This is a genomic window from Streptomyces sp. HUAS 31, assembly GCF_028198125.1.
In the GTDB taxonomy this organism is placed as follows: Bacteria; Actinomycetota; Actinomycetes; order Streptomycetales; family Streptomycetaceae; genus Streptomyces; species Streptomyces chartreusis.
On the sequence record NZ_CP116353.1, the window covers coordinates 5,680,134 to 5,695,204 of the forward strand.

General features: G+C 70.4%; 13 protein-coding genes. 9 read left to right on the plus strand and 4 right to left on the minus strand.

What is annotated here, in order from left to right:
- Positions 1 to 2: 2 nt before the first annotated feature.
- A complete protein-coding gene (locus PGH47_RS25535) occupies positions 3 to 893 on the minus strand; it encodes a hypothetical protein (RefSeq protein WP_271665356.1) in 891 nt (296 codons plus the stop codon).
- An 89-nt stretch (positions 894 to 982) separates the two neighbouring features.
- Between PGH47_RS25535 and PGH47_RS25540 the strand changes: the two genes are divergently transcribed.
- The 5 genes from PGH47_RS25540 to PGH47_RS25560 all read left to right on the plus strand — a co-directional run bounded on the left by PGH47_RS25540 (position 983) and on the right by PGH47_RS25560 (position 7,967).
- A complete protein-coding gene (locus PGH47_RS25540) occupies positions 983 to 2,185 on the plus strand; it encodes a CapA family protein (protein WP_376054451.1) in 1,203 nt (400 codons plus the stop codon).
- Positions 2,186 to 2,396: 211 nt separating this feature from the next.
- A complete protein-coding gene (locus PGH47_RS25545; RefSeq protein WP_271668146.1) occupies positions 2,397 to 4,646 on the plus strand; it encodes a HAMP domain-containing protein in 2,250 nt (749 codons plus the stop codon).
- A gap of 7 nt (positions 4,647 to 4,653) precedes the next feature.
- A complete protein-coding gene (gene pgsB / locus PGH47_RS25550) occupies positions 4,654 to 6,345 on the plus strand; it encodes a poly-gamma-glutamate synthase PgsB (protein ID WP_271665357.1) in 1,692 nt (563 codons plus the stop codon).
- Positions 6,346 to 6,393: 48 nt separating this feature from the next.
- Positions 6,394 to 6,876 carry a poly-gamma-glutamate biosynthesis protein PgsC/CapC gene (locus PGH47_RS25555; RefSeq protein ID WP_030950648.1) on the plus strand — a complete coding sequence of 161 codons (483 nt, stop codon included), beginning with the start codon at positions 6,394 to 6,396 and terminating at the stop codon, positions 6,874 to 6,876.
- Positions 6,877 to 6,893: 17 nt separating this feature from the next.
- A complete protein-coding gene (locus tag PGH47_RS25560) occupies positions 6,894 to 7,967 on the plus strand; it encodes a C40 family peptidase (protein WP_271665358.1) in 1,074 nt (357 codons plus the stop codon).
- Between the two features lie 39 nt (positions 7,968 to 8,006).
- Here PGH47_RS25560 and PGH47_RS25565 read toward each other — a convergent pair whose 3' ends face one another.
- Positions 8,007 to 8,891 (minus strand): hypothetical protein, encoded by an 885-nt coding sequence (locus PGH47_RS25565; protein WP_126903464.1) that lies wholly within the window; start codon positions 8,889 to 8,891, stop codon positions 8,007 to 8,009.
- 73 nt (positions 8,892 to 8,964) lie between these two features.
- Between PGH47_RS25565 and PGH47_RS25570 the strand changes: the two genes are divergently transcribed.
- The 4 genes from PGH47_RS25570 (at position 8,965) to glmM (ending at position 13,029) form a co-directional block, all read left to right on the plus strand.
- Positions 8,965 to 10,221, plus strand: a complete 1,257-nt coding sequence (locus PGH47_RS25570) for a glycosyltransferase family 87 protein (protein WP_271665359.1) — start codon at positions 8,965 to 8,967, stop codon at positions 10,219 to 10,221.
- Between the two features lie 206 nt (positions 10,222 to 10,427).
- A complete protein-coding gene (gene rplM, locus PGH47_RS25575) occupies positions 10,428 to 10,871 on the plus strand; it encodes a 50S ribosomal protein L13 (protein WP_030950652.1) in 444 nt (147 codons plus the stop codon).
- Between the two features lie 42 nt (positions 10,872 to 10,913).
- On the plus strand, positions 10,914 to 11,435 hold the full coding sequence (gene rpsI / locus PGH47_RS25580) for a 30S ribosomal protein S9 (protein WP_030950653.1): 522 nt from the start codon (positions 10,914 to 10,916) through the stop codon (positions 11,433 to 11,435).
- 235 nt (positions 11,436 to 11,670) lie between these two features.
- Positions 11,671 to 13,029: a phosphoglucosamine mutase gene (gene glmM, locus PGH47_RS25585; protein ID WP_271665360.1), complete on the plus strand. Its 1,359-nt coding sequence runs from the start codon at positions 11,671 to 11,673 to the stop codon at positions 13,027 to 13,029.
- Between the two features lie 100 nt (positions 13,030 to 13,129).
- Here the strand turns inward: glmM and PGH47_RS25590 are convergent, their stop codons facing one another.
- Both PGH47_RS25590 and coaA read right to left on the minus strand, forming a co-directional pair.
- Positions 13,130 to 14,068 (minus strand): DUF389 domain-containing protein, encoded by a 939-nt coding sequence (locus PGH47_RS25590; RefSeq protein WP_271665361.1) that lies wholly within the window; start codon positions 14,066 to 14,068, stop codon positions 13,130 to 13,132.
- A gap of 16 nt (positions 14,069 to 14,084) precedes the next feature.
- A complete protein-coding gene (gene coaA, locus PGH47_RS25595) occupies positions 14,085 to 15,053 on the minus strand; it encodes a type I pantothenate kinase (protein WP_167537719.1) in 969 nt (322 codons plus the stop codon).
- Positions 15,054 to 15,071: the final 18 nt, after the last annotated feature.

The following is a 15,071-nucleotide window of genomic DNA, read 5'->3' on the forward strand; positions in this document are numbered from 1 at the left end:
CCTCAGTCCTCGGACCACGTCCTCAGCAGGTCGCCGAGGGCCTCCTCGGTCTCGTCGGCGTCACGGCCGTCGTCGCGGGCGTCGGGGGCCAGTTCCACGTGCAGGAAGCCGGCGTGCCGGCGCTCGGCCGACCTGCCCTGGACGTTGGTGGTGCCCTCCAGCGGGCAGCGCGCGGACCAGCCCCGGCAGACCCGAAGCCCCTCCGACTCCAGGCGGTCGGCCAGCGCCGACGCCTCGCCGGACGTGCTCTGGGCCGAGCCGCCGGAGACGACGGCCTCGTAGGGGCGGTCGGACGACTCGGCGAAGCCGTGCAGTTGGAGGCCGGGCACCCCGCGCTTCTGGAGTTCCACGACGATCGAGTGGAAGGCGCTGTCCTCGCGGTGGGCGACGTCGGCGGCGTCCGAGCGGCCGGCGCGGCGGTGGGCGCCGGCGACGACCAGTGAGCCGGAGGGCGTGTTCTCCAGCAGCCGGACGCCGAGTTCCTCGGTGTCGCGGTCGGACACCGGGTGGGGGACCTGGACGTTCCAGCGCACGTCGGAGTCGGCGGTCAGGTAGAGACGGCCCCAGCGGGCGGCCTCGCTGTTGGGCCGCAGGGCGGCGATCTCGTCGTAGCGGCGGCCGGAGTCGGTGTCGGTGAGGCGGGTGACGCCCAGGCCGAGGGGGGCGAGGACGCGCTCGGCACCGGTCGCGTCGCCGTCCAGGAGGTGGCCCACGCCGCGCGCCAGTTCCTCGCGCCGGCTGTCGCCGGGCGGGGTGTAGGGGCCGTCGGGCCCGAAGTCGGCCGTGTAGGTGAGGATCCGGTCGCGCAGGTCGACGAGTTCGCGGGCTTTCGGAACGGAATGTTCCGCACTTCCGGGCGATGCGGAGTCACAACCCGCCAGCGCGAGGATCAAAACCGTTGGGGCAAGAATGCGAGCGAAACGTGATGTTCTTGTGATGGTAGAGACCGATTGAGGTGTGAGTGGCGTGTGAGTATGTCGCGGTGACATTCCGTAAGTCTCTCCGTATAGGTCGCTCGGTGGCGGTTCTGGGGGCTTTGGCAGGCCTCGTCGCCTCATGTACCTCCGAGCCGTCCGGGGCTCAGGTGAAGCCAGGTGGGCGCTCGTTCACCGTCGCCGCCGCGGGTGATGTGCTCATCCACCCCGAGCTCGTCGAACAGGCGGCCAAGGACGCCGAGAAGACCGGTGAGGGACAGGCCGGGCTGGACTTCGGACCGCTGATGGCCGGCGTGAAGCCCGTCATCAGCAAGGCCGACCTGGCCATCTGCCACATGGAGACACCGGTCGGAAAGCCCAAGGGCCCCTTCGAGGGGTACCCGGAGTTCCTCGTGCCACCGCAGATCCTCACGACCCTCAAGGACGTGGGTTACGACACCTGCTCGACGGCCTCCAATCACACCTACGACCACGGCCTCAAGGCCGTGAAGCGCACCCTGGACGCGATGGACAAGGTGGGCCTCGGGCACACCGGGTCCTCGCGCACGCCTGACGAAGCAGAGCAGATCAACATTCGGGACGTCAACGGCGTCAAGGTCGCCCACCTGGCGTTCTCCTGGGAGTCCTTCCTCAACCCGACGCCCGAGAAGGAGCGTTGGGCCTTCAACCGGATCGGCTTCGACGCGGTGAAGAAGGCCGAGGCCCGGGCCCGCAAGAAGGGCGCCGAGGTGGTGATCCTCTCGGTCCACTGGGGCCTGGAGCACTACAACGAGCCGAGCGTCCCGCAGCTCAAGCTGGCCGAACGGATCACCGAGGAGACCGGGATCAATCTGATCATCGGCCACCATTCGCACGTCGTGCAGCCCATCCAGAAGCTCAACGGCACCTGGGTCGCCTACAGCCTCGGCAACCAGGTCGCCCGGCACTCCTCGCCGACCGGTCTCACCGAGGAGGGGGCGATCGGCTGGTTCGAGTTCAAGGAGACGACCGACGGCTGGGACGTCAGCGCCCGCTACCGGACCACGCTGGTCGACATCCCGCCGGAGCTGGAGGAGGGGGAGAAGCTCCCCGAGGGCGCGGTCGAGGACCACCGTGTGGTGGACGTGCAGAACGTGCTCGACCACCCCGGCGAGCTCTCCGAGGACCGGCTGGCCCGCTATCGGCTGGCCGCCGACCGCACCCGCGGCTTCCTGACCAACCGTGGCGCCCCGGGCGGCGACGGCCTTGAGCAGCTCGATCTCGGGACGTGACGAGCGACACAGCAAGCTCTTGCGCTCCGGAACCCAACCCCGGCGCGTGTCGGCAGTCTTCTAAAGGGACGGCGTCTCACGCCCGCGTCAGCGGTGGCTCCTGCGAGCGCCTGAGTAGTGAAGAGGCGAAGGAAAACCACCGGTGACTCCAACCAAAGGCGCACAGCGTCCCGCACGGGGCGGGCGCAGACGCCTGCGCAGACGCGCGGACATGCCGCTGCTGGGCGGCATCCGTCCGCCGATCGCGCTGCTGTGCCTGCTGATCCTCGCCCTGGCCGGGCTGACCGCCAAGGTGCTGGGACCGGCCGGCGACCCGGTCGTCCCGAAGGCGGTGCTGGGCTCCCAGCAGCACTTCGCGGAGGACGGCGCGATCGCACTACGCGCGTCGATCGACGAGCGGGTCACCGACCTGAACCGCACCGCGGCCGCGCTGAACGCGGGTGAGCCCGCCGACCCGGAGCGGGTGCTGTCGGACCTGAGCAACACGTACCAGAAGTGGACCGGCACCACGGTGCTGGACCTGGAGAGCGGAAAGATCCTCGCCGCAAGGGGTGAAACGATTCCGCTCGCCTGGCTGGACAAGGACGTCCTCACCGGCGACCACGCCCTGACCCCCCGCATGGTGCGCCTGGAGACCGGCGACGTACGGCTGATGACGATGGCCCTCCTCGACTGGAAGGACCGTCCGCAGGAGCTGCTGATCGCCTCCAACAGCCTCTCCGTGCCCGCCATCAACCTGGGCCCGTTCCGCTCGATGGCGGTCGTGGCCCGCGGCGGCGAGGTCCTCGCCACGGCCGGCTTCGAGCAGGCCGAGGCGCTCAACTCGGACGCCGAGCGCGATGAGCTCGCCTTCCTCCAGAAGCAGATGACCCGGCTGTCCGAGCGCGGCGCCAAGGAGGCCGAGGAGGACCCCGTCAGCGCACGGGAGCCCGGCTCCCGCGGCTACCCGGGCGTCAGCGGAACCCTGCTCGGCGACGCCTACAACGGCCGCGTGGCCACCGCCGGATACGCCTCCCTCGCCTCCGCCGACCCCGAGCAGCGCAAGAGCGTCGGCGCGGGCCTCGGGCTCACCGTCGTGGCCATGCTGCCCGTGGTGCAGGAGCACGCCGTCGGGCAGGAGCGTGAGCTGTACGGGCTGGTCGCGGCCGGTGCCCTGGTGGTGTTCGGACTGCTGGCGGCGGCCCTGCTCTGGATGGCCGTGCAGCGGCCCCTGCTGCACCTCTTCCTGGAGTCGCGCCGACTGGCCCGCGGCGATCTGACCCGCCCCGTCGAGATACCCCGCTGGGGCGAGACCGCCCGGGTCGGTGCCGCCCTGGAGCGGCTGCGGACACAGCTGTCCGGCGACGCCGAGGCGGACCGGGAGACCGGTGGCCGCAAGGGCCGGTTCGGTCTGCGGGTGCCGCTGGCGCTCACCGCCGTCCTGCTGTTGCTGTGGTGCGTGCCGGTCGGACTGCTCCTCAACCGCACGGACGCCTCGGTGAGCGTGCCGAGCACCATGGTCAACGACCAGCGCGACCGCACCGACCTCGTCGCCGACCGGGTCCGCCGCGCCCTCAACGAGGCCCAGGCCGACCTCGTCTCCACCACCCGCCTGATCGACGCGGACGACCCCGACGCCACCACCGGCGTGCTGGACGACGCCCTGCGCAAGCACACCCGCTACGGCTCCCTGTACGTCGTCGACAAGGGCGGCGACGTCGTCGCCCGCGCCGGCGATGAGCCCAGCGCCGACTGGAGCGAGGACGAGAAGGACGCGTCGCTCATCCGGGTCGCGGGCGAGGGCGGCAAGAAGCCCGTCATCCAGGCCGGGGCCGCCGTACCGGACGCCAAGGGCCTGACCCTGGTCGGCGAGATCCGGGTGGAGTTCCTGAACTCGCTGCTGGCCCGGCCCGGACTCGGCGAGGTCCGCGTGGTCGACGCCAAGGCGCGGACCATCGCCGGCAGCAACGGCTTCCTGGCCTTCGAGAGCCTGCCGCGCGAGTCGCTCACCGACCTCGTGCGGGCCGGCGGCGTCAAGGCCGGCGCGGGCCCCGTGGAGAACGGCCTGCTCATCCGCGAGGGACGCTCGGTCACGGTCGCCGCGGCCGCGCCCTTCTCCGGCGGCGGTGTGGCGGCCGACGTCGGCTGGACCGTGATCAGCTGGCAGAACGCCAAGCACTTCGAGATCGCCCCGTACGAGCGCGAGGACCGCAGCGTGCTCGCCGGGATGCTCGGGCTCGCGCTGATCGTGGTCTGCCTCGGCTGGATCCACCTGGTCGTCGTCCGGCCGCTGCGGGCCCTCGCCGGCGGCGCCGAGAAGCTCGCCGACGGCGACCTCAAGACCGTGTTGTACCCCCGCTACCACGACGAGGTGGGGGCCGTCGTCCGCAGCCTCGAACTGGTCCGCCAGCAGTTGCAGGCCCGCAGGCAGAACCAGGCACGCCGGAGTGCCGAGCCACGGCTCGGCGCCGGAGGAAGGTGACCGGCCCGTGCTCTACCTCTACTTCGTCCTCCTGATCGGCTCGGTGTTCCTGCTCATCGCGGGCATCGTCGAACAGCGCAGGCACTACGCCGCCCTGCACACCATCCCCTCCCGGGTGCTGGTCAACGGCATCCGCGGCAAGTCCTCCATCACCCGGCTGTGCGCGGGTGCCCTGCGCGGCGGTGACCTGGTCACCGTGGCCAAGACGACGGGCACCGCCGCGCGCTTCATCCACCCGGACGCCACCGAGGAGCCGGTCTACCGCAAGTTCGGCATCGCCAACGTGGTGGAGCAGATCGGCATCGTCCGCCGGGCCGCCACCTACCGCCCCGACGCGCTCGTCATCGAGTGCATGGCGGTCATGCCGGCCCTCCAGGAGGTCAACCAGAGCAAGCTGATCCGCTCCACGATCGGTGTGCTGTGCAACGTCCGTGAGGACCACCTCGCCGAGATGGGCCCCACCCTGGACGACGTGGCGCGCTCGCTGTGCCGCTCGATGCCGGAGGACGGCATCTGCGTCACCGCCGAGAAGGATCGCTTCCACATCCTCCAGGAGGAGGCGGACGCCCGTAACTGCCAGTTGATCTACGCCGACCCGGAGACCGTCACCGACGAGGAGCTGCGCGGCTTCAGCTGGTTCACCTTCAAGGAGAACGTGGCGATCGCGCTGGTCGTGGCGGACCTGCTCGGCGTCGAACGCGAGGTCGCCCTCCAGGGCATGTACGACGCCCCGCCGGACCCGGGTGTCCTCTCCGTCGAGCGGTACGTCACCCCCGAGGACAAGCGGCTCGCCTTCGCCAACGTCTTCGCGGCCAACGACCCCGAGTCGACGCTGATGAACATCAACCAGCTGCTCGACCTCGGCGCGATCCGGCGCCCCCTGAACGTCGTGATCAACTGCCGCCCGGACCGGGTGGAGCGCAACGGGCAGATGGGCGAGATCATCCCCGACCTGAAGCCCGACAACGTCTTCGTGATCGGGCACCCCGCCAAGAGCGCCATCGACGCCATCCCCGCCGACTGGCGCGACCGCGCGGTCGACCTCGGTGGCGAGCGCCGCTCGGCGGACGAGTTCATGCCGACGCTGCTCGGCCGGATGTCCGACGGCTCCTCCCTGGTCGCCATCGGCAACATCCACGGGCAGGGCGAGGAACTCCTGGAGTACCTGGCCGAGCTCCCGGCGGACGAGAGCGCCGCGGACGAGGGCCAGGACCGGCCCGCGGCCGTCGCGCCGGCCCAGCAGCAGCGCCTGGACCCCTACGCCTCGTACCCCACGGCCTACGAGGAGCGCTACCAGGCGTCGCAGACCCAGGAGATCCCGGTGGTCCGCATCCCGCAGCCGCAGGCGCCGTACGGCCACCCGGCCGGGGCGTACACCGGCGGCTCCCCTTCCTACGCCGGTACGGCGGGGCACCACCCCGGCGGCAACGGCGGGTACGGCGCTCCCGTGCCGGGGGCGGACCAGTACGGCGGGAACCGGGCCCAGGCACCTCAACCGCAGGCCCAGGGCTGGTTCCAGACACCGGACCGCCGCGTGCCCGGCCGGCCGGAGCTGCCGCAGGGGTCCGGCCACCCGGGGTACGGCCCCGAGCAGTCGTACGGCACGGGGCAGGCACCGCAGCCGTACCCCGACGAGCACCACGACCGGCGACGCCGCCCGCCGGCCGGCGACGAGGGCGGACACGCCCCGCGTGCCTGACGCCCGCCCCGCCCCACGAACCCGCATCCCCTCGTCCGGAGAACCCCGTTGACCACCGCCGCCCTGACACCCGAGATGGCCGCCCTGGGCATCGCCATAGGCCTGTTCTTCTCGCTGCTGTGCTATCTGACGACCAACCTGTCGCCCGGCGGCATGATCACGCCCGGCTGGCTCGCGCTCACCCTCATCGAGGACCTCCAGCGCGCGGCGATGGTCGTGGGCGTCACGGCCCTCACCTACGGCGGCACCAAGATCATGCAGCGGCTGGTGATCCTCTACGGCAAGCGGCTGTTCGCCGCGGTGGTGCTGCTGGGTGTGCTGCTCCAGGCCACGGTGATGATCGTGCTCTCGCTGGAGTTCCCGCTGCTGTACGGCAACCAGACGCTCGGCTTCATCGTGCCGGGCCTGATCGCCTACCAGATGGTGCGCCAGCCCAAGGGGGCCACGCTGCTGGCCACCGGCACCGTCTCCCTCATGGCCTACATCGTCGTCGCCGCCGGCCTGCTGCTCGGCGTCATGCCGACCGTCTGAGAACCGAGGAGCAAACGATGGCAGGGAAGAAGAAGTCGAGGCCCGTCGTCACCGGCCTGGTGCTGCTGGCGCTCGTCGGTACCTCCGGCTACCTCACGCTGGAGCTGCGCAAGCAGGACGAACAGGGCGTCACCGAGGTGCGCAACGTCGGCGTCCTGGAGGGCGGCCGCAGCACCGCCGCCACGGAGAGCGGCAAGGAGACCTGGTCCCGGCTGGAGAACCCGGCGCGCTCCGTGCTGCGCGGCTCCGACGGCCAGATCAAGGCCGTCTTCACGGACGGCGCGCGCACCGCGACGCTGACCGGGCCGGCCCGCACCTTCCAGGAGCCGACCTCGACCGCGTCCAAGGTCAGCACGACCGACTGGGTGCGGCTGATGCCGGAGCGCTGGAAGAAGGGCGCGGAGTCGAAGAAGTGGTTCAAGGACTGGTACGCCGAGTACAAGGACAGCAAGGAGGACGACATCTTCGCGTTCGCCTTCCAGTACGTGGCGGGCGCACCGGTGAAGAAGGACGCGCAGGGCACCGTCTACGCCGGTGACGCGAACTTCGGTCCGCTGAACACGACCGGCGCCGAGGGCGGCGACCTGCGCCTTGAGCAGTCCGACTTCTACGACTACCTCGGTGTGCAGTACCCGTTCCGGGACGGCACCGTCGGGCAGCCGGAGAGCATGCGGGCCCGGTCGATCGACTGCTCGGGCTTCATACGCATGGTGCTGGGCTACCGGGCCCGCTACCCCCTGATGTCCTCGGACGCCTCGGGCGACGGACTGCCCCGTACCGCCAACGGCATGGCCCGCTCCAAGGCGGGCGTCGACATCCTGCCGCTGGCCGGCATCTCGGCGCAGGACCGCCCCTCCGCGATCGACCAGCTCCAGCCGGGCGACCTCGTCTTCTTCAAGCTCGACACCCGCACCGGCGATCGGCTCGACCACGTCGGGATGGTCCTCGGCCACGACACCGAAGGGCACCTGATCTTCGTGTCGAGCCGTGAGGAGGTCAACGGGCCCACCATCGGCGACGTCGGCGGTGTGTCCCGGCTCGACGGCAACGGCTACTACGCGAAGACGCTGCGCAGCGCGAAGCGCCTGTAGTCGCGGGCGGGCCCGGGGACACCGGGCCCGCTGCCGCCGCTACTCGTTGGCCGCCGCCGAGGCCTGTGCCTGGCCGCGCCTGAGGATCTGGTGGAAGGTGAACTCCTCCAGCTCGTCGCTGACCTGGAAGGCGGCGGTGTCCTTGTCCGTCATGTCCTTGCCGCTGGTGAAGCCCGTGATGGTGAAGTAGGCGTAGCGGCCGTAGGAGTTGGACGTCGACAGGCAGACCGACGAGGTGCAGAAGTCCTTGACGCCCTTGCCGGACAGCGACCGGATGATGTCCTTCTTGGTGTCCACCTGGCCCTTGACCTTGGTGGCCTGGGCCGCGGTGTCGAAGACCGCCACACCGACCGTCACCGCGATGCCGTCCTTCACGTACGAGACGCGCATGAAGCGGGTGCAGTCGCTGTTGGTGAGGATCTTCGGGAGCCCGCCCTTGGTGACCGCCGAGCAGCTCTTGGTGTCGTCCGTGGCGCCCTTCTTGTACACCTTGCCGCCGACCGTCAGCTGAGTGCCGGGGAAGAGGATCTGGGCGCCGAGCGGGGCGGTGTCCTTGCTCTTGCTGGAGATGAAGTCCTTCGGATCCAGCGGCGGCGGAGCGCTCGTCGGCGCGAACGACGGCGCGGCGCCCGACTCGCTGGGCAGGTCCGCGGTCCCCGGCAGCGAGGAGGACGGCTTGTTCGACGCGGAGTTGCTGCCGTTCGCGGACACCACCGCGACCGCCACGGCGGCACCGATCGCGACGGTGGCGAGTGCGCCACCGCCGATGAACAGCAGCCGACGCCGCTTGTTGCGGGTCTCCGAGGCCTCGGCGAGCGCGGCCCAGTCCGGAGTCTGATCTGCGCCGTCGTTCCACGGCTGCTGGGAATGCGGTTTCCAGGGATCCCACTGGGACTGGGGTCCCCCCTGCTGCCCATAGCTCATGGGCCGCATCTTAGACGGCCCCGAGGTGTGCCGGTCCGCCCCAAGAGGCGCACAGGCCCCTAGCGTTCAGTCGATGAGCGAGCGCAAAAGCGACATCTCCGGGTGGTTGGTACGACCGGCCTCGTGGCATCTGTGGGTGGTGCTCGGGGCGGTACTGGGGGCCGTCGTGGCGCGTACGGCCCGGCTGACCTCGGACGGAGGGATGGACAACGCGATCGTGGTGCGGGCGGCACGGGTGTGGCTGGCCGGCGGATCGCCGTATGACGACCCCCACTTCCTCTATCTGCCGAGCGCGGTCGTCGCGGCGGCTCCGTGGACGACGGTTCCGCGGGGTGTGCTGAGCGTGCTGGTGCCGGTGCTGGTGGCCGGATGTCTGGTGGGCGGCTGGGTCTGCGCGCTGCGGCTGCACGGGGTCGCGCCGCGCAGCCGTTTCGCGGCCCTCGGCCTGATCGGCCTGGCGGCCGGGTTCGCGCCGTTCGCGCATCTCGTGCTGCTGGGGAACTGGACGGCGACGGCGGCCCTCGCACTGCCGCTCGCGGTGCTGCTGGTGGGACGCGGGCGCTGGGTGGCCGCGGGGCTGGTGCTCGGCGCGGCGGTCGCGCTGAAGCCGCTGCTGGCGCCGATGGGGCTGCTGTTCGTGTTCGCGCGCCGGTGGCGGGCCCTGGCGTGGCTGGCCGGGGTGCCGGCGGCGGCCTCGGCCGGTGCGGCGCTGCTGCTGCCGGACCCGGCGGGTTTCCTCACCCGCACCCTCCCCTTCCTCCTGCGCGGCGACGACGGCTTCGTACGGCTCTATGAGGCGTCGCCCCTCGCGGTGCTGCCGCGGGTCGGGGTGCCGACGGCGTTCGCCGCGCTGCTCGCGTTCGGGACGGCCGCGGTGGGGGTGGGGTGCGCGTACCGCCGGTGGCGGGCCGGGGACGAGGGGCCGCTGCGGCCGGCCGAGACGGCGGCGCTGCTGATGCTCTCGGCGTTCCTGGTGTCCAGGCCGTCGTACGACCACTATCTGCTGGTCGTCGTGCCGCTGCTGCTGGCCGGGGCGCCGGCGGAGGGCTCGGTGGTCCGGGAGCCCTGGTTCTGGCTGGCGCTGGTGCCGCAGCTGCCGGGGGTGACCTGGCCGTATCTGGAGGCGGGGGAGCGGCGGGCCTTCCGGGACGCCGTGACGCTGTGCGTGCTGGCGGTGACGCTCGCCGCACACTGCCGCCGGACCGCGGGGCGCGGGAATGACCTCGGTCACTCGCCGGGGCCGGGGCGGAGGCTCGTGGCCGTGATGTCCGGGACGGGCGGATACGCTGGGGGGAGACAGCAGGGGGCGTCCCAGGGCAACCCGTTTTGACCCGGCCGTGGCGCCGCAGGTATCCTGCGTGTTCATTGTGTATTGGCTCGCTCATTCTCACGGGAGTGGCCTCTACCTAGGTTCCCTGGAGCAGTTACCAGTGGGCGGCATACGGGCAGCGTCCCCGGCATTGTCGTCCCCAGCTGCACGATCGCTTCAGTGATGCCATGTGTCAGCACCCATCCACTGAAGAAGAAGGCTGCGAAGTGCGTACGTACAGCCCTAAGCCCGGCGATGTGACTCGCCAGTGGCACGTCATTGACGCTCAGGACGTCGTCCTGGGCCGTCTCGCCACCACCGCCGCGTCCCTTCTCCGCGGCAAGCACAAGCCGATCTACGCGCCCCACGTCGACACCGGTGACTTCGTCATCATCATCAACGCCGACAAGGTGCACCTCTCCGGCAACAAGCGGACCCAGAAGATGGCGTACCGCCACTCCGGCTACCCGGGTGGTCTGCGCTCCGTCCGTTACGACGAGCTGCTCGACAAGAACCCCGAGAAGGCCATCGAGAAGGCCGTCAAGGGCATGCTCCCCAAGAACACGCTGGGCCGTCAGATGCTCTCGAAGCTGAAGGTCTACAAGGGTGACCAGCACCCGCACGGCGCGCAGCAGCCGCAGCCGTACGAGATCACCCAGGTCGCGCAGTAAGTCCGGCCACCCCCTAAGACTGAAGAGAATCTGAGGAGAATCGTGGCCGAGACCACCGTTGAGCAGCCGGTCGAAGAGACTGAGCTCGTCGACATCGACAGCTACACCACCGAGTCCGAGGTGCCCGTCGAGGGCGAGTACACCTCGGAGTCGCTCGCGTCCCGCTTCGGCGAGCCCCAGCCGGCCGCCGGCCTGGGCCGTCGCAAGAACGCCATCGCCCGCGTCCGGATCGTTCCGGGCACCGGCAAGTGGAAGATCAACGGTCGCACCCTTGAGGACTACTTCCCGAACAAGGTGCACCAGCAGGAAGTCAACGAGCCGTTCAAGGTTCTCGAGCTCGAGGGCCGTTACGACGTCATCGCCCGCATCGCCGGTGGCGGTGTCTCCGGCCAGGCCGGTGCGCTGCGTCTCGGTGTCGCCCGCGCCCTGAACGAGGCCGACGTCGACAACAACCGCGGCCCGCTGAAGAAGGCCGGCTTCCTCAAGCGCGACGACCGTGCGGTCGAGCGCAAGAAGGCCGGTCTCAAGAAGGCCCGCAAGGCCCCGCAGTACAGCAAGCGCTAAGCGCAAGCTGCCTCTGCTCGTACTCCGGTACTCCGAACGCCCCGGCGGCACGCCACAGTGCCGCCGGGGCGTTCGTCTTATCCCCGGGCTCGGGCGTATAACGGCACAAGACGTTCAAAGGCTTGTGTGATCCGATGCCCAGGCATGGAATGCCTGGAAGCGGGAGCCCCCGGTGGCACGTGGCACAGCGAGCGCCGGCTCCGCATCCGGAACTGATGTTTCCTCAGGAGGACAAGTGGGACGACTCTTCGGCACGGACGGCGTGCGTGGTGTCGCCAACGCGGATCTGACGGCCGAGATGGCTCTCGGTCTGTCCGTGGCGGCGGCGCACGTACTGGCCGAGGCGGGCACCTTCGAGGGCCACCGGCCGACTGCGGTGGTCGGACGGGACCCGCGCGCGTCCGGGGAGTTCCTGGAGGCCGCCGTGGTCGCGGGCCTCGCGAGCGCCGGTGTGGACGTCCTGCGGGTCGGCGTACTGCCGACGCCGGCGGTGGCGCACCTCACGGGCTCGCTCGGCGCCGACCTCGGCGTCATGCTCTCCGCCAGCCACAACGCCATGCCCGACAACGGCATCAAGTTCTTCGCCCGCGGCGGCCACAAGCTCGCCGACGACCTGGAGGACCGGATCGAGGCGGTGTACGAGTCGCACCGGCACGGCGAGCCGTGGGAGCGGCCGACGGGTTCCGGGGTCGGACGCGTGCGGTCCTACGACGCCGGGTTCGGCGAGTACGTCACCCACCTCCTGAACGTGCTGCCCAACCGGCTGGAGGGCCTGAAGGTCGTCCTCGACGAGGCGCACGGCGCCGCCGCGGGTGTCTCGCCGGAGGCGTTCACGCGGGCCGGGGCCGAGATCGTCACGATCGGGGCCGAGCCGGACGGGCTCAACATCAACGACGGCTGCGGATCCACCCACATGGAGAAGCTGAAGGCCGCCGTGATCGAGCACGGGGCCGACCTCGGCATCGCGCACGACGGTGACGCCGACCGCTGCCTCGCCGTGGACCACACCGGTGAGGAAGTGGACGGCGACCAGATCCTCGCCGTGCTCGCGCTCGCGATGCGGGAGCGGTCCGAGCTGCGGTCCGAGACCGTCGTCGCGACCGTGATGTCCAACCTCGGGTTCAAGCTCGCCATGGAGCGCGAGGGCATCGCGCTGGTGCAGACCGCCGTGGGTGACCGGTATGTGCTGGAGGAGATGAAGGAGCGCGGGTTCGCCCTCGGCGGCGAGCAGTCCGGGCACGTCATCATCCTCGACCACGCCACGACCGGTGACGGGACGCTGACCGGGCTGCTGCTGGCTGCGCGGGTCGCGCAGACCGGTCGTACGCTCAAGGACCTCGCGTCCGTCATGGAGCGGCTGCCGCAGGTGCTGATCAATGTGCCGGACGTGGACAGGTCGCGGGTGAAGACCTCGGGGGAGCTGGCGTCGGCGGTCACCGAGGCGGAGCGGGAACTGGGGGCGACCGGGCGGGTGTTGCTGCGGCCTTCGGGGACCGAGCCGTTGGTGCGGGTGATGGTGGAGGCCGCCGATATCGATCAGGCGCGGTCTGTCGCCGGGCGGTTGGCCGATGCGGTGAAGTCCGCGCTGGGGTAGTTGGTTGTGCCGGGTGGGGGCGGGGGTTTCTGTTCGTCGCGGGCTGACCGTCGTATGTGGTTGCTCGCGCAGTTCCCCGCGCCCCTGTCGGGGTGCTCCTCTAGGCGGCGCTGTTGTGTTGGCGTTGCTTCGACCACAGCCACTTCTGGGTGAGCAGGGTGAGGGTGCCTGCCAGGACGATGCCCAGGAGGTTGAGGAGCAGCTGCCCCGTCGAGAGCCAGGTCTGCTTGGCGTCGCCGTAGATCAGGGCCACCGACGCGTTGGCGGCGGCCGGGACCGTCGTCACCGAGATGGCGACGCCGACCAGGGCGCCGGACTTGGCGGATGTCAGGGAGAGGGTGCCGGCGGCTCCGGCGAGCACCGCCACCACGAACGAGAACCAGTCGGGGGCGTAGATGAACCCGGTGTTGGGTCGATCCGCCTCCAGTTTGGCCTCGGTGAACAGGCCGACGGCGTCCATGAAGTAGCTGAAGCCGACCGTCACCGCCATCGCCACCGCGAAGCCCACCAGCAGTGCGATCAGTGAGCGCAGCGCGAGGCGGGGCGCCCGCTGCACCACGGCCGTGCAGATGCCCGCGAGCGGGCCGAACTCCGGGCCGACCGCCATCGCTCCCACGATCAGGATCGCGTTGTCCAGCACGACACCGCAGGCCGCGATCATCGTCGCGAGGGTGATGAAGGCGAGATAGGTCACCGAGAGGGTCGACTCCTCGTGCGTCGCCTCCGTCAGGTGCTCCCACAGCACCGCGTCCGCGCCCTCGCCCGGTGCCTCCGCCTCCGCCTTGTCGGCGCGCTTGGACAGCGACAGGTCGATGTTCTCGACGGCGATGGACCCCTGCTTGTCGAGGTCCAACTCCTGGAGCCCGCTGAGGAGTTCGTCACCCGCCTCACGTGCCACGTCGCAGGTGACGACGTCCCCGGAAGGGTTGCGGGCGGCGCCCGACAGCACCACGAGGTGTGTGGCGCCGACGGTGTTCTCGATCAGGCGGACCACTTCGTCCGTCTTGTCGGACGGTGTGATCAGGCGCAGGTGCAGCATGGCGGCAGACTAGCCGTCACAGCTTTCGCAGGCTCAGCCGCTGCACCTTGTGGTCCGGTCCCTTGCGCACGACGAGGGTGGCCCGGCCGCGGGTGGGGGCGATGTTCTCCACCAGGTTGGGCTTGTTGATGGTTCGCCACATCGTGCGGGCGTAGTCGAGGGCCTCCTCCTCGGAGACCTGGGTGTACTTGCGGAAGTACGAGGACGGGTTCTGGAAGGCGGTCTCGCGCAGCCGCTTGAAGCGGTTGAGGTACCAGGTCTCGATGTCCTCGGTACGGGCGTCGACGTACACGCTGAAGTCGAAGTAATCGGCGAGGCCGACCCGGGTGCGGCCGTCCTTGCCGGGCAGGGCGGGCTGGAGGACGTTCAGGCCCTCGACGATCAGGATGTCCGGGCGGCGGACGGTGAGCCGCTGGTCCGGGACGATGTCGTAGATCAGGTGGGAGTAGACGGGTGCCGTGACCTCGTCCTTGCCCGCCTTGATGTCGGCCACGAAGCGGGTGAGGGCGCGGCGGTCGAAGGACTCGGGGAACCCCTTCCGCGACATCAGGCCGCGCGCCTGGAGCTCCTTGGTGGGCAGCAGGAAGCCGTCGGTGGTGACCAGCTCGACGCGCGGGTGCTCGGGCCAGCGGGAGAGCAGGGCCTGGAGGAGCCGGGCGACCGTGGACTTGCCGACGGCGACCGAGCCGGCGACCCCTATGACGAACGGGGTGCCGGACTGCGAGCCCTGTTCGCCGAGGAAGGTGTTCAGGGCACCGCGCAGGCCGTCGGTGGCGCCGACGTAGAGATTGAGCAGGCGGGAGAGCGGCAGGTAGATGTCACGTACCTCGTCGAGGTCGATGACATCGCCGAGACCGCGCAGCTTCTCGACCTCCTCCGCCGTGAGCGGCAGCGGGGTCTTGTCACGCAGCGCGCTCCACTCCGAGCGGGTGAGGTCGACGTAGGGAGTCGCCTCCGGCCGTTGCCGGTGGGCGCTCCGGGGCATCGAGGAGACCGGAGAGAT